The sequence below is a fragment of the Loktanella sp. SALINAS62 genome, from assembly GCF_018263905.1.
GTDB lineage: Bacteria > Pseudomonadota > Alphaproteobacteria > Rhodobacterales > Rhodobacteraceae > Loktanella.
This window is the reverse complement of sequence record NZ_JAAFZU010000004.1, coordinates 55,595-78,338: the sequence shown is the minus strand read 5'-3', so window position 1 is coordinate 78,338 and position 22,744 is coordinate 55,595. Positions and strand designations below refer to the sequence as shown.

23 protein-coding genes, 1 tRNA gene and 1 pseudogene are annotated in these 22,744 nt (G+C 59.7%); 9 read left to right on the top strand and 16 right to left on the bottom strand.

Annotated elements, in window-relative coordinates:
- From GZH79_RS03745 to GZH79_RS03725, 5 genes and pseudogenes are all read right to left on the bottom strand, one after another.
- Positions 1-590 (bottom strand): annotated as a pseudogene (locus tag GZH79_RS03745) (integrase); the annotation flags it as partial.
- Between the two features lie 178 nt (positions 591-768).
- Positions 769-845 (bottom strand) — tRNA-Arg (locus GZH79_RS03740).
- A 59-nt stretch (positions 846-904) separates the two neighbouring features.
- Complete coding sequence (locus GZH79_RS03735; protein WP_211641942.1) at positions 905-2,305, bottom strand: HAMP domain-containing sensor histidine kinase; 1,401 nt, start codon at positions 2,303-2,305, stop codon at positions 905-907.
- Between the two features lie 16 nt (positions 2,306-2,321).
- Positions 2,322-3,743 carry an FAD-dependent oxidoreductase gene (locus GZH79_RS03730; protein WP_211641940.1) on the bottom strand — a complete coding sequence of 474 codons (1,422 nt, stop codon included), beginning with the start codon at positions 3,741-3,743 and terminating at the stop codon, positions 2,322-2,324.
- A gap of 1 nt (position 3,744) precedes the next feature.
- Positions 3,745-4,497: a VTT domain-containing protein gene (locus tag GZH79_RS03725; RefSeq protein WP_211641938.1), complete on the bottom strand. Its 753-nt coding sequence runs from the start codon at positions 4,495-4,497 to the stop codon at positions 3,745-3,747.
- A 281-nt stretch (positions 4,498-4,778) separates the two neighbouring features.
- Between GZH79_RS03725 and rpmH the strand changes: the two genes are divergently transcribed.
- The 9 genes from rpmH to GZH79_RS03680 all read left to right on the top strand — a co-directional run bounded on the left by rpmH (position 4,779) and on the right by GZH79_RS03680 (position 12,485).
- Positions 4,779-4,913, top strand: a complete 135-nt coding sequence (rpmH, locus tag GZH79_RS03720; protein WP_211641937.1) for a 50S ribosomal protein L34 — start codon at positions 4,779-4,781, stop codon at positions 4,911-4,913.
- A gap of 32 nt (positions 4,914-4,945) precedes the next feature.
- Complete coding sequence (rnpA, locus tag GZH79_RS03715; RefSeq protein ID WP_249218968.1) at positions 4,946-5,320, top strand: ribonuclease P protein component; 375 nt, start codon at positions 4,946-4,948, stop codon at positions 5,318-5,320.
- Complete coding sequence (gene yidD / locus GZH79_RS03710) at positions 5,317-5,538, top strand: membrane protein insertion efficiency factor YidD (RefSeq protein ID WP_211641936.1); 222 nt, start codon at positions 5,317-5,319, stop codon at positions 5,536-5,538. Before rnpA ends, yidD begins: the two co-directional genes overlap by 4 nt.
- Before the next feature lie 46 nt (positions 5,539-5,584).
- Entirely contained in the window at positions 5,585-6,427 is an 843-nt protein-coding gene (gene ttcA, locus GZH79_RS03705; RefSeq protein ID WP_211641935.1) for a tRNA 2-thiocytidine(32) synthetase TtcA, read from the top strand.
- 63 nt (positions 6,428-6,490) lie between these two features.
- Positions 6,491-8,320 (top strand): membrane protein insertase YidC, encoded by a 1,830-nt coding sequence (yidC, locus tag GZH79_RS03700; protein ID WP_211641934.1) that lies wholly within the window; start codon positions 6,491-6,493, stop codon positions 8,318-8,320.
- A 171-nt stretch (positions 8,321-8,491) separates the two neighbouring features.
- The gene (gene yihA / locus GZH79_RS03695) at positions 8,492-9,136 is read left to right on the top strand and encodes a ribosome biogenesis GTP-binding protein YihA/YsxC (RefSeq protein WP_211641933.1); all 645 of its coding nucleotides are present in this window, start codon (positions 8,492-8,494) and stop codon (positions 9,134-9,136) included.
- A gap of 84 nt (positions 9,137-9,220) precedes the next feature.
- Complete coding sequence (locus GZH79_RS03690; protein ID WP_211641932.1) at positions 9,221-11,038, top strand: c-type cytochrome; 1,818 nt, start codon at positions 9,221-9,223, stop codon at positions 11,036-11,038.
- Positions 11,039-11,099: 61 nt separating this feature from the next.
- The gene (gene argB, locus GZH79_RS03685; protein ID WP_211641930.1) at positions 11,100-11,993 is read left to right on the top strand and encodes an acetylglutamate kinase; all 894 of its coding nucleotides are present in this window, start codon (positions 11,100-11,102) and stop codon (positions 11,991-11,993) included.
- A 3-nt stretch (positions 11,994-11,996) separates the two neighbouring features.
- A complete protein-coding gene (locus GZH79_RS03680) occupies positions 11,997-12,485 on the top strand; it encodes a histidine phosphatase family protein (RefSeq protein WP_211641924.1) in 489 nt (162 codons plus the stop codon).
- Between the two features lie 51 nt (positions 12,486-12,536).
- Here the strand turns inward: GZH79_RS03680 and GZH79_RS03675 are convergent, their stop codons facing one another.
- The 11 genes from GZH79_RS03675 to GZH79_RS03625 all read right to left on the bottom strand — a co-directional run bounded on the left by GZH79_RS03675 (position 12,537) and on the right by GZH79_RS03625 (position 22,727).
- Positions 12,537-13,328 carry an amino acid ABC transporter ATP-binding protein gene (locus GZH79_RS03675; protein ID WP_283094778.1) on the bottom strand — a complete coding sequence of 264 codons (792 nt, stop codon included), beginning with the start codon at positions 13,326-13,328 and terminating at the stop codon, positions 12,537-12,539.
- 10 nt (positions 13,329-13,338) lie between these two features.
- On the bottom strand, positions 13,339-14,655 hold the full coding sequence (locus tag GZH79_RS03670) for an amino acid ABC transporter permease (protein ID WP_211641922.1): 1,317 nt from the start codon (positions 14,653-14,655) through the stop codon (positions 13,339-13,341).
- A 1-nt stretch (position 14,656) separates the two neighbouring features.
- On the bottom strand, positions 14,657-15,895 hold the full coding sequence (locus GZH79_RS03665; RefSeq protein ID WP_211641920.1) for an ABC transporter permease subunit: 1,239 nt from the start codon (positions 15,893-15,895) through the stop codon (positions 14,657-14,659).
- 139 nt (positions 15,896-16,034) lie between these two features.
- Positions 16,035-17,054, bottom strand: coding sequence for an amino acid ABC transporter substrate-binding protein (locus GZH79_RS03660; RefSeq protein WP_211641918.1), 1,020 nt, complete (start codon positions 17,052-17,054; stop codon positions 16,035-16,037).
- 202 nt (positions 17,055-17,256) lie between these two features.
- Positions 17,257-17,970 (bottom strand): ATP12 family protein, encoded by a 714-nt coding sequence (locus GZH79_RS03655; protein ID WP_211641916.1) that lies wholly within the window; start codon positions 17,968-17,970, stop codon positions 17,257-17,259.
- On the bottom strand, positions 17,967-18,641 hold the full coding sequence (locus GZH79_RS03650) for an HAD-IA family hydrolase (RefSeq protein WP_211641914.1): 675 nt from the start codon (positions 18,639-18,641) through the stop codon (positions 17,967-17,969). The genes GZH79_RS03655 and GZH79_RS03650 overlap by 4 nt, the downstream gene beginning before the upstream one ends.
- A complete protein-coding gene (locus tag GZH79_RS03645; RefSeq protein ID WP_211641913.1) occupies positions 18,641-19,693 on the bottom strand; it encodes an RluA family pseudouridine synthase in 1,053 nt (350 codons plus the stop codon). Before GZH79_RS03645 ends, GZH79_RS03650 begins: the two co-directional genes overlap by 1 nt.
- On the bottom strand, positions 19,690-20,064 hold the full coding sequence (crcB, locus tag GZH79_RS03640; protein ID WP_211641912.1) for a fluoride efflux transporter CrcB: 375 nt from the start codon (positions 20,062-20,064) through the stop codon (positions 19,690-19,692). The genes GZH79_RS03645 and crcB overlap by 4 nt, the downstream gene beginning before the upstream one ends.
- Positions 20,065-20,095: 31 nt before the next feature.
- On the bottom strand, positions 20,096-21,415 hold the full coding sequence (locus GZH79_RS03635) for a replication-associated recombination protein A (RefSeq protein WP_211641911.1): 1,320 nt from the start codon (positions 21,413-21,415) through the stop codon (positions 20,096-20,098).
- A gap of 39 nt (positions 21,416-21,454) precedes the next feature.
- On the bottom strand, positions 21,455-22,045 hold the full coding sequence (locus GZH79_RS03630) for an acyl-homoserine-lactone synthase (protein ID WP_211641909.1): 591 nt from the start codon (positions 22,043-22,045) through the stop codon (positions 21,455-21,457).
- Between the two features lie 70 nt (positions 22,046-22,115).
- The gene (locus GZH79_RS03625) at positions 22,116-22,727 is read right to left on the bottom strand and encodes an autoinducer binding domain-containing protein (RefSeq protein ID WP_211641908.1); all 612 of its coding nucleotides are present in this window, start codon (positions 22,725-22,727) and stop codon (positions 22,116-22,118) included.
- Positions 22,728-22,744: the final 17 nt, after the last annotated feature.

Sequence of the window (22,744 nt, the reverse complement as noted above, 5' to 3'; positions counted from 1 at the left end):
GCTGAGGCGGCCTTCAGCTTTCCACCCTTGAGCTTGTCCTGCCACCATTTGCGGTGCTGAATCGCTTCAGCCGCGCCGACATCCACGATACGACGATCTCCACCAATGGCCGCGATCAGATTGCGGACCGCGCGGATCCGCGGGTTCCGCCACAACCGCATCTGCTGCGTGCTCTTGAACCGGTTATCATGCGAAGCGATATCTTCAGTATGCGCTACAAGCCCGGACAACATCAGGCCCGGGTCTTCCGTCCCGCCCAGAACTGCTTCAGCCACGTCCGGGACCGCGTCACCCGATGCTGACTGGGTCGCCTCGACCCTGCGAAGCACGTCGATCAAATCCAGATCCGCAACGGCGTCAGCTGTCAGAAAAGCGTAGCCCCGTCGCGCAGCCAGATCGCGCGCCGCCCGAAAGCGCGCCTCCGCATCGCCATCACGTCCCGCAAGCAGCGCTTCCCAGCCGTCAAGATATCCCGACCACACCCGCTGCGCCTTCGACAGCGCAATCGCGCGCGAATCCGTCTTCAGGCTTTCCCAGATGACATCGCGCGGCTCCACACCCGCAAACCGCGATGGCACCCGACGCTTCAAATAATACGTCCTGCCGCGCAAAAGGAGACCGTTCGACATCACACACTCCAAGCAGATGGGTAGCAGAATGTGGTGCAAAATGGGTAGCAGATCAAGGCTACAATGTTGACACAAGGAACGAGATAATGCCCAAGCGATTGACTTAGCTGTTATATTTTATTTTAATTTAGAATTAAGATGGCGGACTGGGGAGGATTCGAACCCCCGACCCCTTGATTCGTAGTCAAGTACTCTATCCAACTGAGCTACCAATCCGCGTGAGGCTGCATTTAGCCCCCGTCTTCGGGTGATGCAACCCCCGAATGCGGGAAAATTCAGGCGGCTGCCGGGGCAAGCGCGAAATCGGCCTTTGGCAACCGCACTTCGAACACGGTTCCGGTGCTGTCAGTGCGGGCCAGCGTCAGACGGCCACCGTGGCCACGTACAAGTTCGCCCGCGATGACCAATCCCAGACCGCTGCCCCCCTTGCGTGCGCCACCTGAAAAAGGCTGGAACAGGTGCTCTTTTGCCTTGGCGGGCAGTCCGGGTCCGGTGTCGGTCACGCTGATACACCAGGATGTGTCGTCCTCGTCCGCCTTCACAGAGATTTCGCCGGCTTCGCCTGTTGCCATGATCGCCTGCCGGGCGTTGCGGACCAGATTGGACAGCACACGGAACATCTGTTCCTCGTCAGCGCGCAGGGTCATGGTGGCGGGAAAATCTTCTGCGAATGAAATCGGGTAATCCCCGGCGGCCAGACGTTCGCCCTCGATCACCTCGGACACGATCCCTGCAAGGTTTACGCGCACCAGCCGTGGTGCAGGTTCATCAGCGCGGCCAAAGGCCAGCGTGCTTTCGCACAGGTTCACCGCACGACTGATCGAGCCCACCAGTTTGGGCGCCATGCGTTTGACCAGCGGATCGTCGGACCCTTCGATGCGGTCGGTGAACAGCTGCGCTGCGGTCAGGATGTTTCGCAGGTCGTGGCTGACCTTGGCCACTGCGCCGCCCAGTTGCGCCAACCGTTCCTTTTGCAGCAAAGCACCCGTCAGCTGGGTCTGCATGGCCTGTAACGCGACTTCTGCATCGCGCAGTTCGCGCACGCCTGCGGTGGGCGCGATGATGCGGCGCGCATCCTCTGGCGCGGCGGCATACGCCATCATGTGGTCCACCACCCCCTTGATCGGGCGGACCAGAAAAATGCGCACGGCGATAAACAACAAAAATGCCGTAATGATCGAAATGACGGCCGACAGCAGCAGCACATTCAACCCGTATTCCAGCATCGCCGCCCGCAGCGGCATCTGCATCATCGTCACCTCGATCAACCGACCGGCCCCCTGCACGGGATCGCCGATCACACGAATGATCCGGGGATTGGTATCCAGCAGCGTTCGCAACGCATCCGCGATCAACCGGGTCGCGGGCGGATCGCGCATGTCATAGGTGGCAGAAATGGGCGACGGTATGGGCGACGACAGCGCCAGCATCCGCGCATCATCGCGCCGCAGCACCACGTTGAACACACCCGCGTTCTTCAGCAGTTCGGCTTCCAGTTCAGGCGAAATCATATCCCCCGCTTCGACCGCAAGCGATGCGATCTGCGCCCGTTCCAGCCGATCCAACAGGTAATCTTCGCGGAACCGCGCGACAGAGGGCACAAAGATGAACACCTCTGCCAGCATCACGAAGATGATGGTCAGGATCAGGAAACGTCCTGATAAGGTGTTCAGCATGGCCCCTCCTGTCGGGTTACGGCAGCCAGCGTTGCACCAACCTGACAGCCGCCTTTACCGTTCCGCTTTCGAACAGCTTTGGTGTGAAATACGCCCCAGCCGCCCTTTTGTTCACTTCGTTATAGGTCGGATAGGGTAGAACTGTATTGGAAATCGCTGTCATTTTCAGCCCGTTGGCAATCGCCATGGCCCATATCGCAATCAGCTCTCCGGCCAGATGGCCTGCGATGGATGCGCCCACTGGCTTGCCGCCGACGACCATGACCTTGATCAGCCCGGTGGTGCGGCGGTCAGCGTTTGCACGGTCGTTGTGGGAAAATTCACTGCGCACGACGGTCAGTTTCGAACCATGTTTGTCGCGCGCCTGCGCTTCATTCAGACCGACCTGCGCCAATTCGGGGTCGGTATAGGTGACCCATGGCAAGTGATCGGTCCGCGCCTTGGCAGGCAGACCAAACATCAAGGCCCGCACCAGCTGACCGCCATGATAGCCCGCGACATGGGTAAACTGCAGACCGCCGGCCACGTCGCCCGCGGCATAAACCCGTTTGTTGCTGACGCTGCGCAGGCTGGCGTCCACCTTAAGCCCGCTACGGTCATACTCCACCCCGGCCTTGTCCAGATCCAGCCGATCCACGTTGACAGCACGCCCGACCGCCATCAGCAGGTGCGATCCGGTGAAATCGCCCTGCGCCGTGTGAACGGTAATCTTGCCATCCATGCCGCTGATGCGTTCCGCTTTTGTGTTCTCGTGGATGTCGACGCCTTCTGCGCGAAGTGCATCCAGCACCACGGCGGTCATTTCGGGGTCGTCCTTGCCCAGCGCCGTCGCGCCTTCGATCACGGTGACCTTGCAGCCCAGCCGTCGGTGCGCCTGCGCCATTTCCATCCCGATGGGCCCGCCACCGATCACCAGCAGGTGGTCCGGCCGTTCACGCAGGTCAAAAATCGTTTCGTTGGTGTGGACGGCAACGGTGTCGATGCCGTCGATTGGCGGCACAAGCGGGCTGGACCCGCTTGCCACGACGAAACGGCGTGCGGTGATGATCGTATCACCTGCCTGGACCTCTGTCTGGGAAATGAAACGCGCGGTTTCGCGGATCACGGTGCAACCCAGCCCCTCGAACCGATCCTGGCTATCGACGGGCGCGATGGTGTCGATCACGTCCCGGACATGGTCTTTGACGGCGGCATAGTCGACCGATGGCCAGACCTCTTCCACACCAAAGACGGCATTGCCGATACCCGCATGGGCGCGCTTGCTGCTTGCAATCAACGCTTTGGACGGAATGCAACCGTAGTTCAGGCAGTCGCCACCCATCTTGTGACCTTCGATCAGGACCACGTTCGCCCCCATTTGCGCCGCCCCAGCCGCGACGGACAAGCCGGCAGACCCAGCCCCGATGATGCAGATATCGGCAGAAATGCGATTGTCCATATCAGACCCCTTTTTTGCCGCGCACGGCTTTCAATATGATCGGCAAAGCCGCCATCAGGCATAGCCCGGCGATTGGAAACAGGATGGACGGTTCAAAAATGATACTCATGTCGGGCGATTCACCACTGTCAAACACTTGACTTAGCCCCGCGCCGACGGATGTGAACACGATTGTGCCCGGCATAATGCCAAAGAACGTCGAGACCGCGTAGCGAAACAGTGGCACGCCGACCAGCGCCGGTACCAGATTCGCCACAAAGAACGGAACAGCAGGGACCAGACGGATCAGAAAGAGCATCGACCACTGGTTTTCATCGATCCCGTCCTTGATGCGTTTCACCAGACCTTCGCCAGCGTCCATCTTGCGGGACAGCGTTTCCCCCAGCCCCCAACGCGCCGCCAGAAACAGCCCGACCGCCCCCAACGTCGCACCCGTCACATTATAAAGTGCGGCAGGCAGCACCGGAAATGCATCGGGAAAGCTTGCAAACAGGAATCCCCCGGTCAGGGTCGCAATCGTTCCGCCTGGCAGGCTAAAGGCCACGATGGCCGCGTAGGCCGCGATGAAACCGACCACGCACAACAGATAATTGGCGTCCCGAAATGCGATCAACGCCTCGCGGTTCTGTCGCAACGCGTCAAATGTCAAAAAGTCACGCAGGAACCAAAACCCCAGTATTGCCACGACAACAATCCCGATCAGGGGGAGGCGGCGCAGGATTGGGTTGGCTCGCGATTCGGCTCTGTCGCTCATGGGGGTGCTTTCTGCCCGATGGGCGTCAGGTTGTTTACGAACCCAAGATGGCATAACGACGCCTGCCGCCTAGTAGGTTCACGCGAGGTTGACCGCAAATCAAGCCAACGTTGATATGGTATCGAAACTGTAACAAAACCGGGGTCCAAAAAGTGGCAATGTTTCAGCGACAACCCGAAGGGGGGCGTTGACAGGCCAATGGTCTGCGCCTAAAGGACGGGTCTGAATTGTTACGGGCCTTGCATCCATCAGTGGATCGGCCCCCGAACCGGAGTTTCGCCATGAAGCGCACATTCCAGCCCAGCAACCGGGTCCGCAAAAACCGTCACGGCTTTCGCGCCCGTATGGCGACAAAATCCGGTCGCAACATCATCAATGCACGTCGCGCCAAAGGCCGTGCAAAGCTGAGCGCGTAAGCGCACACCGCTTGACCGATCCGACCGATAGGCTGCCGGACGCCCCCGAACAGGGTGCGTCGGCAGCTTTTTCGCGTTTACCCGTCCTGAAAAAACGGCGTGATTTCGTGGCGGCGAGCCATGCGCGCCGTTTTGGCACGCCCGGCATCCACCTGCAGGGGCGCGATCGGGGCGATGACGATCCGACGGTCCGTGTCGGTTTCACCTGTTCGAAGAAGGTTGGCAACGCCGTCGCCCGCAACCGTGCCAAACGCCGCCTGCGCGAAGTGGCGCGTTTGACCCTGCACGACCATGCGCGGCCCGGTTGGGATTACGTGCTTGTGGGCCGGGCGGGCACGACGGCAGCACTGCCGTTTACACAGTTGCAATCCGATCTGCGCCGCGCACTGCGCAAGGTGCATCCATGACGCCCGCCGCACATCTGCTGGCGCTGCCAATCCGCGCCTACCGCCTGCTTTTGTCGCCTTGGGTCGGTCATGGCTGCCGGTTCCACCCCACGTGTTCCGCCTACGCACTGGAAGCGCTGTCGCGGCATGGTGCGATCAGGGGCGGTTGGCTGACGCTGCGACGGCTGGGCCGCTGCCACCCTTGGGGCGGGTCCGGCATCGACAACGTGCCGGACTAGCCCGGTTGCTATTGGCGACGCACCTTAAAAGGCGTAGATGCCTGTCATGCTAGATGATCCCGAAATCCATCCGCTGTTTCACGGCGCCCCGGACACAACCGCGTTCCGCAAGCTGCGCAAGCGGCTGGTGCGCGACACACGTGAAGCAATCGACCGCTACGGCATGATCGAACCCGGCACCCGCTGGCTGGTCTGCCTGTCGGGCGGCAAGGACAGTTATACCTTGCTGGCGATTTTGCACGAATTGAAATGGCGCGGCCTGCTGCCCGTTGATCTGCTGGCCTGCAATCTGGATCAGGGCCAGCCGGGATTTCCCGCGACCGTCCTGCCGGAATTTCTGGAACGCATGGGTGTGCCGCACCGGATCGAATACCGCGACACCTATTCCATCGTGATGGACAAGACGCCACAGGGACGGACCCTGTGCACCATGTGTTCACGCCTGCGCCGCGCGAACCTGTACCGTGTCGCCCGCGAGGAAGGCTGCAGCGCCATCGTGCTGGGCCACCACCGCGACGATATTCTTGAAACCTTCTTCATGAACTTGTTTCACGGCGGCAAGCTGGCAACGATGCCGCCCAAGCTGCTGAACGACGAAGGCGATCTGTTTGTCTATCGCCCGCTGGCCCATGTGGCCGAAGCGGATTGTGAAAAGTTCGCACGCGACATGAATTATCCGATCATCCCCTGCGATCTGTGCGGGTCGCAGGACGGTTTGCAGCGCCAGCAGGTCAAACGCTTGCTGGACCAATGGGAAGCAAACGCGCCCGGTCGGCGCGGGAAAATGTTCAGCGCCCTGATGAACACACGACCCAGTCACCTGCTGGACCCTGCACTTTTCGACTTTATGGGGCTGACGCGCGATCACAAAGACCCCGAAAGCTCTTGACCTTTGCGGGCCACGCAGGTTGAACCAACCGGATTCTAAATCAGCGACGGATGGCTTCTTTTCATGGACAATCAAAACAAGAACCTGATCCTTGCAACGGCCCTCAGCTTTGGGGTGATCCTTGTCTGGTTCTTGCTGTTCCCGCCGCCCGCACAATCGCCTGCCGCGTACGAAGAAGCCGTGCAGGAACAAAACGACATCACCGTGCCGAACGCTGCCCTGACGGATAGCGGTGTCGCGGCCCCGACCGATAACGTGGCCGAAGCGCCGCGCATCCCGATCAGCACACCGGAAATTGACGGATCGATCTCTTTGCTGGGTGGCCGCATCGACGATCTGAAACTGGTCAGCTACCACGAAGAAGCCGACCCGACGTCGCCAGAGGTGACGTTGCTGTCCCCCGCAGGCACGCCAGACGCCTATTTCGCAAGCTTTGGCTGGGCTGCCGTAACTGGTGTGGATGCGGCCAATGTCCCCGGCCCCGACACGCTTTGGACATTGGAAGAGGGCGAAACGCTGACACCTGACAGCCCCGTCACGCTGGCGTGGGACAATGGCGCGGGTCAGATTTTCCGCACCGAAATCGCCGTCGATGACAAATTCATGTTCGACGTGACACAGTCGGTTGAAAACACGGGCGACGCCGAAATCGCGATCCGTCCCTATGGCCTGATCCGCCAGTATGGGGTGCCATCCGATCTGGAAAACTTTTTCATCCTGCACGAAGGTCTGGTCCGCATGACCGACGGAGAGCTGGAAGAACTGAAGTACAACAAGATTGAAGATTACAGCGTCGACCCCGCCGAAGGCACCAATGCCGAACGGGTGGACGTCACCACCAGTGGTTGGATCGGTTATACTGGTCACTACTGGATGACCGCGCTGATTCCGCAGGACGGCACGGCGTTCCGGTCGACATCCAAATATTTCCCAACCCGCGACATCTATCAGGCAGAAGCTGTCCAGAACCCGGTCAACGTGTCCGCAGGGGCCACCGCCGCTGTCACCACGCAGTTGTTCGCCGGGGCCAAGGAATGGGAAGCCATCCGCGAATACGAACAAAGCGGTGTGGCAAATTTCATCGACAGCATCGACTGGGGCTGGTTCTTTTTCCTGACCAAACCGATTTTCTGGCTGCTGCATGAAATCAATGTGCTGATTGGCAACATGGGCTGGTCGATCATTGCCCTGACATTCGTGCTGAAACTGCTGGTGCTACCGCTGGCCTACAAATCCTACGTCTCGATGGCCAAGATGAAGGAACTGCAGCCCGATATGGAAGCGCTGAAGGAACGCGCCGGTGACGATCGCCAAGCGCTGCAACAGGGCATGATGAAGCTGTATAAGGACAACAAGGTGAACCCCGCTGCGGGCTGTTTGCCGATCCTGATCCAGATCCCGATCTTCTTTTCGCTCTACAAGGTGATCTTTGTCACGCTGGAACTGCGGCATGCGCCGTGGGTCGGCTGGATCAACGATCTGTCAGCACCCGATCCGTCATCGATCCTGAACCTGTTCGGTCTGCTGCCTTGGGGCACGCCCGAAATCGGTTCGATCTTTGCCATCGTCAGCCTTGGCATCCTGCCGATCCTGCTGGGCGTCTCGATGTGGCTTCAGCAAAAACTGAACCCGACGCCAACCGATCCCACGCAAAAGATGATCTTTGCCTGGATGCCGTGGGTGTTCATGTTCATGCTTGGCACCTTTGCATCCGGTCTTGTGCTGTACTGGATCACGAACAACACGATCACGTTCATGCAGCAGTATATCATCATGCGCAGCCATGGCGCGAAGCCGGACGTCTTCGGGAATATCAAAGAATCGTTCAACCGCAGAAGAAGCGGCAACAAACCGGCCAACAGCAACAAGCCGCCAAAGTCGAAGGCAAAATAACAACGAACCTCTGCCACGCTTTGGCGGCAGCCTGACACACGCAACAGCCCCTGCGCGCACCGGAAACGGATCGCGCGGGGGCTTTTTGCTTTCGGTCAGACCACTTTCGGTGTTTATGCGACCGTGATCGCGGGGCAAACGTGGGCCCTGTGACACGGCAAAGGTGATCTGATGCAACTACCCTTCCCCGAGGCGGAACGCCCCGAAGATGCAACCCTAGAAAAAGGCCGTCTGCTGTTTGCTGGCGAAACCGAATTTCTCAAAGGCGTGGTTGCGATGGACGGCCTGCCCCCCGCCGACCGATTGGAAGTCTGCTTTGCCGGGCGGTCCAACGTCGGCAAATCGTCCCTGATCAACGCCTTGACGGGGCGCAAGGGCTTGGCGCGCGCATCCAACACACCGGGCCGCACACAGGAAATCAACTTTTTTACCGCAGGCGATTTGTATGTCGTCGATTTGCCCGGTTACGGATTTGCGAATGCGCCCGTTGCCGTCGTCGCCAAATGGCAGGCGCTGCTGAAACAGTACTTGTCAGGCCGCCCCACGCTGCGCCGCGTTTTCGTGCTGATCGATGCCCGCCACGGTGCAAAGGCAGTGGACGAAGAGATTATGACCCTGCTGGACAGGTCCGCCGTCACTTTTCAGGCGGTGCTGACCAAGACCGACAAGATCAAAGGATCGGCACTGGCCGAATCGCTGGACAAGACACGAATCGCACTGGCCAAACACCCCGCCGCCTATCCCGAATTGATCCTGACCAGCGCTGAAAAAGGCGATGGAATCGATACGCTGCGCGCGATCATTGCCACCATCTGAACCGACCGGATATCAATTTTTTTCGGGACAGCGCTGACGTCAGGCCTAGCTGAATTGTAGCACCACTAAAAAGGGGCTGTGCTGATGCTAGGAAATTTGACGACCAAATTCTGGAAGAAGTTCTTTGCCGTGATCGCTGTCGGCGGGGTTATCTTGGGTGTTCTCACCTTTGGTGCGATGAGCTTGGGGCTCATACCAGTCGCTGCCCGCGCACCACATCTGGGCATCACCACATTCTTTCTGCACTACACATTTAAGCAGTCGACCGCCCGGGCGGGTAGCAGTATCACGCCGCCCGACGATCTGATGTCGCCTGACCGCGTGGCGTTGGGTCTGCAGCATTACAACAATGTCTGTTCCAGCTGTCACGGCGGCCCCGAACTGGGACAATCGCCCGTCGCCCTGTCGATGCGCCCGCGTCCGCAGCATCTGGCCGCCGTAGTCGATCAGTTTTCCGACCAGCAATTGTACATGATCCTGCGTGATGGCGTCCGGTTTAGCGCGATGCCAGCTTGGCCCGCAGACAGCAACTTTGACGAAATATGGTCAGTGGTCGCTTTTCTACGCACCCTGCCCGACATGTCCGCTGACGAATATGTCGCCGCCACCAACCACACGATGCCACAGGATGCGCCCTCTCTGGCTTTTGAACCACAGCAGCCGTTGCGCGATCTGAACATCGGGCAAAAAGCCCCCCCGTTGGACGAATATTTTTACGCATCGCCCGGCACGGGTTGGAATGATTATGCCATGGGGGGACAAATCATCGCGACCTGCACCGCCTGCCACGGTGCAGACGCAAGCGGCAGCCCGACTGGCGGTCTTGCCCCCAATCTAACGGTCCAATCAGCAGAGTATATCGCCAAGGCGCTGCGCGAATACGCGTCTGCCACGCGTCCCTCTGGCGTCATGACGACAGTCGCCGCCAGCCTGACGGATGCACAGATTGACGGTCTGGCCCGCTATTACGATGGCCTGCCCGATGTCCCGTCCACACAGGACAAAGCGGCCGCTGGCGTTCCTGTGCGCGGCCAGCAGATCGCGCTGAACGGCAAACCTGACGCGCTTGTTCCCGCGTGCTATAGCTGCCACCAAAACATCGACGCGCAGGCCAACATGGTCGTGCCCGCCATTGCGGGTCAGTCGGCCCCGTATCTGCGCAACAAGCTGGAACAATTCGCTGCGCGCGACTGGGCCGGCACGGATGTCTGGCGTCCGATGGGCCACATCGCCCATGCCCTGACCGCACAGGATCGTGCGGATCTGGCAGCCTATTTCGCGTCGCAGCCCATCGGGTTGTCCGCGCCGTCACTGCCACAGCCTGTTGGCGATATTGCCAATGCCGAAGCGCTGATCGAACAGGTCTGTGCCGAATGCCATACGCGAACAGGTGTCGGGACGGCCAGCGGCGCATACCCCAACCTGACGTTGCAATCGCCCGCTTACCTGTCGCAACAGCTTTATGCGTTTCACGCTCAGTCGCGTGACAACCGACGCATGACCATGGTCGCAGAGCGTCTGTCAGATCAGGACAAGACCGACCTTGCCGCCTATTTCGGCAACGGACCCGCCGTGAAATCCCCCACACCGACCGACACCTTTGCCACGGACGACGAAATCGAAAACGGCGAACGGATCGCATTCGAAGGAATCCCCAACAAAAATGTCCCCTCGTGCCTGTCGTGCCACGGGGCGACACAGGTGGATACCTTGCCGATCATCGCACGGCTGCATGGGCAATCGGGCCACTATATCGAAAACCGGCTGCAGGCGCTTGGTAGCGACGCGTCCGGCGACCTTTATTCGCTTAGCCCGATGCACCGCATTGCCGACGCGATGGACACGCAAGAACGGCACGATGTTGCCGCATGGTTTGCCGCCCAACAACCTCTGGCGAAGTGATCTCGCTTGAGGGTCCCCGCCCCCTCGTTTACCGTCACAACACGTGTAACGGGAGCTGACAATGAGGGCGCAGAACATGGACCGGGACTGGATCAGCACTGCGCGGACATTGTCCGAAGCGGTTCCTTACATGCAGCGATACGCGGGCGCTGTCGTTGTGGTGAAATTCGGCGGCAATGCGATGGGCGACGCCGAAGCGATGGCCAGTTTCGCGCGTGATATCGTGCTGATGAAACAGGTCGGCATGAACCCTGTCGTGGTGCATGGCGGCGGCCCGATGATTAACCAGATGCTCGACAAGCTGGGCATCAAATCAGAATTCATCCGCGGCAAGCGTGTCACAGATCAGGCCACGGTCGAAGTCGTCGAAATGGTGCTGACCGGCCTTGTGAACAAGCGGATCGTGCAGGCCATCATGGACGAAGGCGGCCGCGCCGTCGGCCTGTCAGGCAAAGACGACGACCTGATGGTTGCCGCCGCTGACGATCCGGAATTGGGCTTTGTCGGCAAGCCTGTCGAAATGAATGTGCAGGTGCTGCGCGATCTATATCGTGCCGGGATCATCCCCGTGATCGCCCCTGTCGCCACGGGCATGGACAGTCTGGAAACCTTTAACGTCAACGGCGACACGGCAGCGGGTGCCATTGCGGGCGCGTTAAAGGCGGATCGCCTGCTGCTGCTGACCGATGTGTCCGGGGTCAAGGACGCCGACGGCAACGTCGTCACGCAACTGTCACCCGATCAGGTTCGCCAAATGATCGAGGACGGGGTCATCGCGGGCGGTATGATCCCGAAAACCGAAACTGCGCTCAAGGCGATCGAAGAAGGCGTGCGCGCCGTGGTCATCCTTGATGGACGGTTGCCCAATGCGTCCTTGTTGGAATTGTTCACGGAACACGGTGCGGGGTCGATCATCCGGTCAACCGAAACCCGTGTGAAGTCACGGCAGGAATAGCGCGTGACCCTGAAACTGATTTTGATCCGGCACGCGAAATCGGGCTGGGATAATCCCATGCTTGACGATTTTGACCGCACGCTGACGGATCGTGGCCTGCGCGACGCCGCGCGCATGGGCGAATGGCTGCGCAATAACGGACATATACCGGACGTGACCCTGTGTTCAGCCGCGCAGCGCACACGTGAAACCGCTGGCACGCTTGAACTGCCCGGCGAAACCGACTTTGTCGACGCGCTGTATCTGGCATCGCCAGATGTGCTGCTGCGCCATATCCGCAAACAATCGGCGCCCTGTGTCGCCGTGATTGCGCATAATCCGGGGATCGCGGATCTGGCCGCGCTGCTTGTCAGCACACCACCGGACGCGCCCCGGTTCAGCGATTACCCCACCAGCGCCACCACCGTCCTGTCATTTGACATCGACGATTGGTCAGACATGAAAACGGGTGATCTGGTTGCGTTCCGCACCCCGCACGATTCCAACGCATAAGGGCCGCACCCAACGGCGCGGCCCTTTAGACGAACAACAGAATCGCTGCGCTCAGTGCCCCAGAATCTGGCTCAGGAACAGCTTCGTGCGGTCCGACTGCGGGTTGTTGAAAAATTCCTTTGGCTCGTTCTGTTCGACGATCTGGCCCTGATCCATAAAGATCACCCGGTTCGCCACAGCCTGCGCAAAACCCATTTCGTGGGTGACGCACAGCATGGTCATGCCTTCCTCTGCCAGCTCGATCATGGTGTCGAGCACCTCCTTGATCATCTCGGGGTCCAGCGCCGATGTCGGTTCGTCGAACAGCATGATGCGCGGCTTCATGCAAAGAGACCGCGCGATTGCGACCCGCTGCTGTTGACCGCCCGACAGCTGGCCGGGGTATTTCAGCGCCTGATCGGGAATTTTGACCTTTTCCAGAAAATGCATCGCTGTCGCTTCGGCTTCTTTCTTGGGTGTCTTGCGGACCCAGATCGGCGCCAACGTGCAGTTTTCAAGGATCGTCAGATGCGGGAACAGATTGAAGTGCTGAAAGCACATGCCGACCTCTGACCGGATCTTGTCGATGTTTTTCAGGTCCGACGACAGCTCTGTGCCTTCGACCATGATGGTGCCCTTCTGGTGTTCTTCCAGACGGTTGATGCAACGGATCAGGGTGGATTTACCCGATCCGGATGGACCGCAAATGACGATACGTTCGCCGCGCTGCACGGTCAGGTTGATGTCGCGCAGCACATGAAATGTGCCGTACCACTTGTTCATATTGGTGATGTCGATCGCAATCTCGTCACTGACCTGCATCTGACTGCGGTTGATCTGACGGTCCTGAACGGTGTCTGACATGGCGGTTCCCCTAGCGGTTTTCACGCTGAAGCTTGCGCTCCAGGTACATGGAATAGCGGCCCATCGCGTAGCAGGCGATAAAGAACATGAGCCCGATAAAGACGTAAAGTTCCCAGTAGATGCCGTTCCAGTCGGTGCTGGCCCGGATCGAATTGGTCAGCCCCAGCGGGTCAAGCAAGCCGATGAACACCACCAGCGTCGTGTCCTTGAACAGCCCGATAAAGGTGTTCACGATGCCGGGGATCGAAATTTTCAGCGCCTGCGGAAGCACGATCAGGCGCATCGACTGCCAGTAATCCAGCCCCAGCGAATCCGCGCCTTCGTATTGGCCCTTGGGCACGGCGGCCAGACCGCCGCGCACGACCTCTGCGATATAGGCGGCGGAAAACAGCGTCACCATGATGATGACCCGCAGTGTCAGGTCAAAGTTTGTGCCCGGTGGCAAAAAGTAGTTCAGCAGCAGTGATGCCGTGAACAGCCACACGATCAGCGGCACGCCACGGATGATTTCGATAAAGCCGATGGCCAGCTTGTTGACCAAAAACAGATCCGATGCGCGGGCCAGTGCCAATACGATCCCCAACGGCAGCGACAGGATGATCGCCGCCATGCCGATGACGACCGACAGCATGAAACCGCCAAATTCGCTGGACGGGATAGCCATGATGCCAATGGGCAGAATGCTGTGCACGGCATTCGCCAACGGCACCGCGATGAATGCCCAATACAGACCAACAATCAGGACAGTACCGATCAACGCAACCATCTGATTAAGCCGACCCAACACACGCGCCGTCAGCCCACCCACCACAAAGCCCAGCGCGATGAACGCGGGCACCCAGACGGACCCACCCCACAGCAGGAAATAGATGACAAAGGGTGTCAGCATCGACGCGGTCAACCAGCGGCGCGGGATCGCCCCGAACAGAACCGGCGCCAGACCAGCCAGCATCAGGAAGAACGCCAGCGTCGGTCGCCAATACGCTGACTGCGGATAGAACCCGAACACAAGCTGCTGCCACCGATCAGAAATCACGGCGAAACACGCCGCTGATGCATCCGGCCCCAATGTCGCATCACGAATTTCGCGACATTCCGAAAGCGATTGCGCATCCCAGATGCCGTTCAGGAACCACGGGCCGATGTGACTTAGAATGAACCAGATCGCATAAAGCGCGACGATCGTCATGATCCCGTTCAACCATGTCGGAAACAGGTTTTCACGCAGCCACTTGATCGCACCCGTTTCCGTCACCGGCGGTGTTTGCTGCGCCAGCATGGTTTCGCGGAAATAGGCGTTGGTGACTTGGCTGTCGGTATCGCTCATCTCAACGCTCCTGCAACTTCATGGAATTGTTGAACACGTTCATCACAAAGGAAATGATCAAGCTCAGCGCCAGATAGAACAGCCCCAAAAGCAACATGCATTCTAGCGCACGACCTGTCTGGTTCAGGGTAATCCCGCCCAGCGTCGCCCGCACATCGGGATAGCCCACGGCAATCGCCAGCGAAGAGTTTTTGGTCAGGTTCAGGTACTGCGACGTCAGTGGCGGGATGATGACCCGCATAGCCTGCGGCAGGATGATCAGGCTCATCGTGCGATTGGCACGCATCCCCAGCGCTTCTGACGCTTCGGATTGGCCTTTGGACACCGACAGGATACCAGCGCGCACGATTTCGGTAATGAATGCACCGGTATAAAGCGACAGCGCCAGCCACAGCGCCACCAACGGGTTCGAAATCTGCATTCCGCCGCTGAAATTGAAACCACCCAGCACGGGATAATCCAGCCCAACCGGACGGCCCAGCACGAAGAACAGCAGAATGACGGGCAGGAATGCAATGACGATGGCCGGCCAGACCATCGGCAGTAGACGCCCGGTATCGAACAACAGCTTTTTGGCATAGCGGCGATAGACCAGCGCGCCGATGACCGACGCGATGAAGACGGCGATCAGGATGCCGCTGTTCGGTCCCCAGATCGGGCCCGGCAGGTAAACACCCCGATTGGTAATCGCGATAGCGTCAAACACCATGTAGGCATCTGCAATCCCGGCTTCGTCGACGCGAAACGCGCGCGGTTGTGGCGTCGATTCTGTCATCACAGCGTAGATCAGCACGATCCACAACAGTAACGGCACATTGCGGAACGCTTCGACGTAAACGGCCATCAGGCGGCTGACGAGCCAGTTTTTGGACAGGCGCAGAACACCCGCAATGACCCCGATGATCGTCGCCAGCACGATGCCCAGAAACGCGACCAACAGGGTGTTCAGGATACCCACAAAAGCCGCATCGATATGCGTGCTGGCAGAGGTATAGCCTATGATACTGGTGCCAAAGCCTGACCCGATATCGTAGCCCGCACGACTGTCAAGAAAGCCGAAATCCGGTTCCTGGCCCAGATTGGCAAGGTTCGCCAGCAGGTTGCTGCCCAGCTGCCAGATGGCCAATACGACCAGCAGGAACGTGACAACCTGAATGGTCATTGACCGGTAACGCGTGTCGTAAATCAGCTGACTAAGATGAAAGCCGCTGCCCCGAGGGCTGTCCGAGATTGACGACATGGGCAGGTCTCCCGATAGGATGCTGGGTCTTGGACTACGGCCACAGGGCACGCAGTCCAAGGCTCAGCTGCACGGTTGAATTGAAGAATCGCAAAAATGAACAAAGGCCCGGCACCATGCCGGGCCTTTGTCTAAATTCTTAGCGGAAAGGCGGTGCGTACAGCAGGCCGCCTTCGGTCCACTGTGCGTTCAGACCACGCGCCAGACCGATCGGTGTGTTCTCACCAATGTTGCGCTCAAAGATCTCGCCGTAGTTGCCACCGGCCATGATCGCGTTCTTGGCCCAGTCGTTTTCCAGCCCGATCATCGCACCCAACTCGCCTTCGGTGCCCAGAATCCGGTTGACCTCTGGATTGTTGGTCGGCGCTGCGGACATGTCAGCGATGTTCGCGGACGTGATGCCCAGCTCTTCGGCTGCGATCAGCGCGTTCAGCACCCACATCGTCAGGTCGCCCCATTCGTTGTCACCGTGGCGGACCAGCGGGCCCAGCGGTTCCTTGGAAATGATTTCGGGCAGCAGAACGTGGTCTGCGGGGGCTTCGAACGTCGCACGTGTCGCGGCCAGACCGGATGCGTCGGTGGTGTAGACGTCACAGGCACCAGCCAGATACTGCTGCTGTGCTTCGGCATTGGTCTGGATCGGAACTGGCTCGTAGCTGATGTTGTTCGCGCGGAAGTAATCAGCAAGGTTCAGTTCGGTCGTCGTGCCAGTCTGGATACAGACGGTCGCGCCATCCAGATCCTTGGCGGATGTGACGCCCAGATTCTTGGGGACCATAAAGCCCTGACCATCGTAGTAGTTCACGCCGATGAAATCAAAGCTCAGGTCGGTGTCACGCGACATCGTCCATGTGGTGTTACGGGCCAGCAGATCGATTTCACCGGACGACAGTGCCGTAAAGCGTGTCTCGCCGGTCGTGGGCACGAATTGCACGGCGTTCTTGTCGCCAAAGATGGCAGCAGCGACCGCACGGCACACATCGACGTCGAAACCTTCCCAGACGCCGTTTGCGTCGGGTGCAGCAAAACCGGTCAGGCCGGTTGTCACGCCACAGTTCAGATTGCCACGGGCCTTGACGTCATCGAGTGTCGCAGCACTTGCAGCAGCGGCACACAGACCAGCGACCGTCAGCGTTCCGAGAAATACGGTGTTTTTCATTTTTACCTCTTCCTGAGTTTCCGCCCCACAATGAGAGCGGCCAATTATTCCGCCCGATTGGGCGGTTGTGTTGAGAAGGTTAACCCTTCGTCTTGCTCAAGTTGGGCGATTCATTGCCGAAAGGTCAAGTGTTGGCTCGGCATAATCGAATGTGCGACGCTGGATTAAAAGTCAAACGCCCGCAAAAGCGGCACTTTGCAGGTCAAACGACGCGGCTCATTCGCATGAAACGCGCGCCATCTTTCAACGCCTGCGCCTTGATGGCGGCAACGGCGCTGGCTTCGTCATCCTCACCCCACTGGCTGATCTGAAAATCCTCATCCACATGGCTGATCTGCCATGCTGCATCAGGTGTCAGCTTGTCCGCCGCAACAGCCAGCGCTAAAACCAGCGATCCAGACAGCTGAACGATGTCGTGAAAACCCGTCAGTTCCCACGCGTCAAAGCGTTCGACCTCGGCCCGTAGCCGTGACAGCGACGTATCCGGCTGTGCGATCGGCATGACCCCGGCGGTGACGTGCAACGGCGCGTCCAATGTCTGCGCCACCCAATCCAGCCAAGGGTCCCACGCCGCATCCTGCAATGCGACCAGCGCGTCCGGCGCCGTCGCACGGTAGCACAGCAAATCGTTCTCTGCGTAGGACGCCAGCATGTTTGCCACAGCGTTACTTTGCGGTGCCACCTTGTCGATGGCGGAATTTGCGGCACGGGTCACGGGCATCGTCTGCGGGTCGATCAGATCTGTCTGCGCTTGCCATTCCGCCGCGACCGCATCCGCCAAGGCGCGGGTCGGCACGACCAGCGGCGTCTTATAAGGCGTCTTGACGGGCCGTCCATCCAGATCAACGGCATAACCACCGTTGCGCTCCACAACCTCTGCCATCGTCCAGAATCGTTTGGGTGCCCAATCGTTCATGCGTCCACTCCTGTCAGCGCGTCGACGGCTGCGTCGAGTTGCGCGAAATCCGTGATAACTTTATCCGCAGCCAACAGATCGACGGCGTGATAACCCCAAGTCACCCCGATGGTCGAGACCCCGGCCGGCCGCGCCATGTCCATATCGAACGTCGTGTCACCCACCATGACCGCGTGGCGAGCCACTACCCCGGTTTCCGCCAGCGCCTGCAAAATCATCGCGGGGTGCGGCTTTGATGGGTGATCGTCCGCGGTCTGCACACTGGCGAAATAACCCGCCAGCCCATGGTCCGCGACTAGCGAATCCAGTCCGCGCCGCGATTTGCCCGTCGCAATGGCCAGCAGCGTGTCATCGCACGCCCGCAACCGGTTCAGCGCATCCAAAGCGCCCGCAAAGAACGGTGCGGTCATGCGACTGCCCATTGTGACCCGCTGGTCATGAAACGCCTGCTTATAGGCCACAGACAGGCGATCCAGTGTGCCTTGATCGGCCCCCGGCACAAGTGCCGCAAACAACACGCCGATTGACAGACCGACGCCGCGCAGGCAGGCCGCATCCCCCGGATAAGGCAGATCAGTTGCCACAAATGCCGCGCGCATGGCGTGGATGATGGCCGCACGGCTGTCGACCAGCGTGCCATCCACGTCAAGAATCACTAACCGCGATGGCATCAGTCGGGCATGTTGAACGGATCGACCGGCGCATGGGCTTCGACCCAGCCGACAAAATCCCATGTCCGTTTCATGTGGTCGGGCATCGGTGCGGTCAGATGCAGGATCGCGCCGGTTTCGGGATGTTCGATGGTCAGCGACCGCGCATGCAGGTGCATCTTGCGGCTGATATCGCCCCCCATGCCCGCGCCCCAGCCATCGCCCAGATTTTCCTGACCTGACCCGCCATATTTGCCATCACCGATAATCGGATGGCCCATTTCGGCCATATGAGCACGCAACTGGTGCGTCCGGCCCGTGATCGGCACCAGTGCGACCCAGGACGCACGCCCACCCAGCGTGTCCAGCACCGCATAATCCGTCGTGGCGCGCTTGGCGCCTTCGGTGCTGTCCACATCGCGCGGATGGATGCAGTGCATCTTTTCGCCTTCGCCGTGCTGGCCGTGGCCACCGGCCTTGACCAGACCGTATTTCACGGTGCCCGCGCGCGGATGCGGCGTGCCCGCGACTGCGGCCCAGTAAATTTTACGCGTCGCATGGTGTTTCAGGTTCTCGGTCAGCGCCTTGGCCATCATCCGGGTCCGCGCCAGCAGCAGCACGCCGCTGGTGTCGCGGTCCAGCCGGTGTACCAGCCTAGGTTTTTCATCATAGCCAAAGGTCAGCGCCTCGGCCATGCCATCAACGTGGCGCGTCGTTTTCGATCCGCCCTGCGTCGCCAGCCCTGCCGGCTTGTTGATCGCGATGATATGATCGTCGCGGTAGATCACGCAGGACTGGATCAGCGCGGCATCCGCCTTTGTCACGCCCTGTTTCAGCATCGACCGTTCGGCCAAAACCTGTTCTTCGGTCGGCAGCGGCGGGATGCGAATTGTCTGGCCGACGTCCAGCCGCGTGTTTGATTTCACCCGCCCGCCATCGACGCGCACATCGCCCTTGCGGCACAGCTTTTCAATCCGACCCTGCGTCAGATGTGGAAACAGCCGCCGCAAATAGCGGTCGACCCGCTGGTCTCCGTCGTCCGGCCCGATTGTCCGTGTTTGCACACCGCTCATATCATCATCCTTGTCACGATCAGGCCCGCGAACAGCGCCAACAGGGCCAAGCCCACGCTGGCCCCCACATATATCCCGGCCTGCATCATCTGCCCGCCTTCGATCATTCGCACGGCGTCCAGCGAAAACGCCGAAAACGTCGTGAATCCGCCCAGCACGCCGGTCATCAGAAACGGTGCCAGCCGGTCGCCCATCCGTTCCGTCAGCAGCACGACCACAACGCCCATCAGAAAAGAACCCAGGACGTTTACCGCCAGTGTTCCCCACGGAAATCCCGGCCCGATCAGCCGCAGCGCACACACGCCGGTCAGCCAACGCAGCACAGCGCCCACCGCGCCGCCCAATGCCACAAGGAAGCCAGCCGAAATCATTCGCGCTCTGTGGCCTTTGACATCGGCAAAGTCAATTCGACCGCCCCTTTCGCTTTGCCCGCAGCCCGGCGAAAAAATCCAGCCGCTTTTTCAGATCCCGTTCGAACCCGCGATCCACCGGCAGATAGTAGATGCCGCGTTTCATGCCGTCGGGGAAATAATCCTGACCGGAAAATCCGTCTTCGGCATCGTGGTCATAGGCATAGCCTGCACCGAACCCCTGTTCTTTCATCAGTTTGGTCGGCGCATTCAGGATATGGGCGGGCGGCGGTTCGGACCCGGTCTTTTTCGCAGCCACCATTGCTGCCTTGAACGCCACGTAACCCGCATTCGATTTCGGTGCGAGCGCCAGATAAGTCACCGCCTGCCCCAGCGCCAGCTCGCCCTCTGGACTGCCCAGCCGTTCGTAGGTTTCCCATGCTTGCAGGCAGATATGCTGCGCCTGGGGATCGGCCAGACCGATATCCTCCACGGCCATCCGCACGATACGCCGCGCCAGATAGCGCGGGTCTTCACCCCCCGTCAGCATCCGCGCCAGCCAGTAAAGTGCGGCATCCGGGTCAGACCCGCGCACGGATTTATGCAGCGCGGAAATCAGGTTGTAATGTTCGTCCCCCGATTTGTCGTATTTTGCGGCACGTTTCATCAACCGGCTGGTCAGCGCGTCCACCCCCAAAGGCGCATCCGTTTTCCACGCCGCGATCTGTTCGATCAGGTTCAGCAGCGACCGCCCGTCGCCGTCGGCCATATTGATCAGCGCCGCGCGCGCCGGCCTGTCCAGCGGCAGGCTGCGTCCCAGTTCGTGTTCCGCGCGCTGCGCCAGCCGTTCCAGATCATCCTCATTCAGGCGGGTCAGGATCAGCACCTGCGACCGCGACAACAGCGCTGCATTCAGCTCAAAACTGGGGTTTTCCGTGGTCGCACCGACCAACAGGATTGTGCCGTCTTCCATGTGGGGCAGAAACCCGTCCTGCTGCGCCTTGTTGAACCGATGGATTTCGTCGACGAACAACAGCGTGCCCTGCCCGTTTGCGCGCCTGATGCGTGCGGCTTCGAATACCTTTCGCAGCTCCGGCACGCCGGTAAAGATCGCGCTGATCTGGACGAAATGCAGATCTGATTCGTTCGCCAGAAGCCGCGCGATCGTTGTTTTACCGACACCGGGCGGCCCCCAGAACACCAGCGACGACAGCGCACCGGATGCCAGCATCGCACCCAGGGGTGCCTCTGGCCCCAGCACTTGCTGCTGTCCAATCACCTCTGATAAGGCGCGGGGTCGCAACCGGTCCGCCAGCGGGCGCGGGCCGGTCGATGTTTTTGGTGCAGGGTCCGTGTCGAACAGGTCAGCCATATGCGACAGATAGGCCCTGCCCCGCCACTTGGCAAAGCGTCAATGCATCTGCTTGGCAAAGCCGATCCAGACCGCCTGATAATCGATGCCACCCATGTTCATGTTCCGACCTGCCGGTTCCATCGTCAGGTGGCAACGCCCGGCCCAACGGCTCCAGTTGGACGGCAGCAACGCGATCATGCGGCCAATCCCTTCGTTGCGCGCAGTCCGCAACATCTGATTCACAAGCCGCACACGCACCCGTTGCCGTTGGGCTGCCGGCAGATCGTGGACGATAAAACCGCGCGTCACTTCCCATGTGGCGGTATCGATCGGCGCGTCACCAAACAGCAGATCGTTCGGGATAGAAGACAGCAGACCATTTTGCGCGTCACGGATCATATAGGAATAAACCCCACATTGCGCGGTTGTCGGCGTCAGGCGCACACCGGCCAACACGCGTCCGTCAACATCATGTACCGCCAGCCAGCGCGATGCCGGTGTGTCGTACTGATCAAATTCCATCCCCATCGTCTGTGGCAGATCCCAATTGTTCCGCACAATGAATGATTCACGACGGGCCCGCAGAATATTTGCGAAAAGCTCGCCGTGGTTGTGTAAATTAGCAAAGGAAAGCGTGGTCGCTTGCATGATAGTCGCTCCGAAGTCTGATAATGGACGGCACCATGCCGCCAAAACGGAGTCATGCTTAATTCTAGATTTAGAGCAACTTGTAGTTGCGTGCGCGCTGAATCGCCTCAGTCGTCGTACGCGCCTTTAAACTGCTGCGTGCGGCGGCCAGCCGGGCCTTTAAGGCACTTTCGGATATACCTAATTTGGCAGCAGCGGCGGTATGCCGGTCCCCCCCTGCGATCAAGGCGAGTGCTTCTATCTGAGCGGGAGAAAGCGATCCCGGTGGGGCGGCCAACCGATGCATCGTTTCAATGATCCCGGCAAAGGTATCGATTTCATCGCGGCTGAACTCCCGGTCCGCACGGGCAGCGGATGCCACAGTCCGCGACTTGATCGACCCTGTGGCGACGACCAGTCCATAGTTCATCCCAAAGTTGCGCGCCTGACCCAAGATATCTTCGGGGTCCGGCAACGTGATGTCGCTCCACCTTGCGGTGCCGGTATTGCCGAAACCCCACAGGATAATCGGATCACGCAGGGCATAGGCCCGTTCCGTATAGCGGTCAGTCCAGTCCGTGGGATAGCTGTGATAATGCATCAAGGGCAGCGCGAAACGAAAATGCAGCGCATAGAACAATCCCGACGGCGAGATTTTGACAAGGTCGCGCGTGTGACGTGCGATTTCGGCTTGGACGGTCATGCTGTTTATAGTTCCAG

What these genes read in the sequence shown, in the direction of transcription:
- GZH79_RS03665 (WP_211641920.1), bottom strand. Translation starts at nt 15,895, where the DNA reads ATGTCGTCAATCTCGGACAGCCCTCGGGGCAGCGGCTTTCATCTTAGT.
- yidD (WP_211641936.1), top strand. Translation starts at nt 5,317, where the DNA reads ATGACGCCCGCCGCACATCTGCTGGCGCTGCCAATCCGCGCCTACCGC.
- GZH79_RS03655 (WP_211641916.1), bottom strand. Translation starts at nt 17,970, where the DNA reads ATGAACGATTGGGCACCCAAACGATTCTGGACGATGGCAGAGGTTGTG.
- yidC (WP_211641934.1), top strand. Translation starts at nt 6,491, where the DNA reads ATGGACAATCAAAACAAGAACCTGATCCTTGCAACGGCCCTCAGCTTT.
- argB (WP_211641930.1), top strand. Translation starts at nt 11,100, where the DNA reads ATGAGGGCGCAGAACATGGACCGGGACTGGATCAGCACTGCGCGGACA.
- GZH79_RS03660 (WP_211641918.1), bottom strand. Translation starts at nt 17,054, where the DNA reads ATGAAAAACACCGTATTTCTCGGAACGCTGACGGTCGCTGGTCTGTGT.
- GZH79_RS03690 (WP_211641932.1), top strand. Translation starts at nt 9,221, where the DNA reads ATGCTAGGAAATTTGACGACCAAATTCTGGAAGAAGTTCTTTGCCGTG.
- yihA (WP_211641933.1), top strand. Translation starts at nt 8,492, where the DNA reads ATGCAACTACCCTTCCCCGAGGCGGAACGCCCCGAAGATGCAACCCTA.
- GZH79_RS03735 (WP_211641942.1), bottom strand. Translation starts at nt 2,305, where the DNA reads ATGCTGAACACCTTATCAGGACGTTTCCTGATCCTGACCATCATCTTC.
- ttcA (WP_211641935.1), top strand. Translation starts at nt 5,585, where the DNA reads ATGCTAGATGATCCCGAAATCCATCCGCTGTTTCACGGCGCCCCGGAC.
- rpmH (WP_211641937.1), top strand. Translation starts at nt 4,779, where the DNA reads ATGAAGCGCACATTCCAGCCCAGCAACCGGGTCCGCAAAAACCGTCAC.
- GZH79_RS03670 (WP_211641922.1), bottom strand. Translation starts at nt 14,655, where the DNA reads ATGAGCGATACCGACAGCCAAGTCACCAACGCCTATTTCCGCGAAACC.
- crcB (WP_211641912.1), bottom strand. Translation starts at nt 20,064, where the DNA reads ATGATTTCGGCTGGCTTCCTTGTGGCATTGGGCGGCGCGGTGGGCGCT.
- GZH79_RS03730 (WP_211641940.1), bottom strand. Translation starts at nt 3,743, where the DNA reads ATGGACAATCGCATTTCTGCCGATATCTGCATCATCGGGGCTGGGTCT.
- GZH79_RS03635 (WP_211641911.1), bottom strand. Translation starts at nt 21,415, where the DNA reads ATGGCTGACCTGTTCGACACGGACCCTGCACCAAAAACATCGACCGGC.
- GZH79_RS03725 (WP_211641938.1), bottom strand. Translation starts at nt 4,497, where the DNA reads ATGAGCGACAGAGCCGAATCGCGAGCCAACCCAATCCTGCGCCGCCTC.
- GZH79_RS03645 (WP_211641913.1), bottom strand. Translation starts at nt 19,693, where the DNA reads ATGAGCGGTGTGCAAACACGGACAATCGGGCCGGACGACGGAGACCAG.
- GZH79_RS03630 (WP_211641909.1), bottom strand. Translation starts at nt 22,045, where the DNA reads ATGCAAGCGACCACGCTTTCCTTTGCTAATTTACACAACCACGGCGAG.
- GZH79_RS03675 (WP_283094778.1), bottom strand. Translation starts at nt 13,328, where the DNA reads ATGTCAGACACCGTTCAGGACCGTCAGATCAACCGCAGTCAGATGCAG.
- GZH79_RS03625 (WP_211641908.1), bottom strand. Translation starts at nt 22,727, where the DNA reads ATGACCGTCCAAGCCGAAATCGCACGTCACACGCGCGACCTTGTCAAA.
- GZH79_RS03650 (WP_211641914.1), bottom strand. Translation starts at nt 18,641, where the DNA reads ATGCCATCGCGGTTAGTGATTCTTGACGTGGATGGCACGCTGGTCGAC.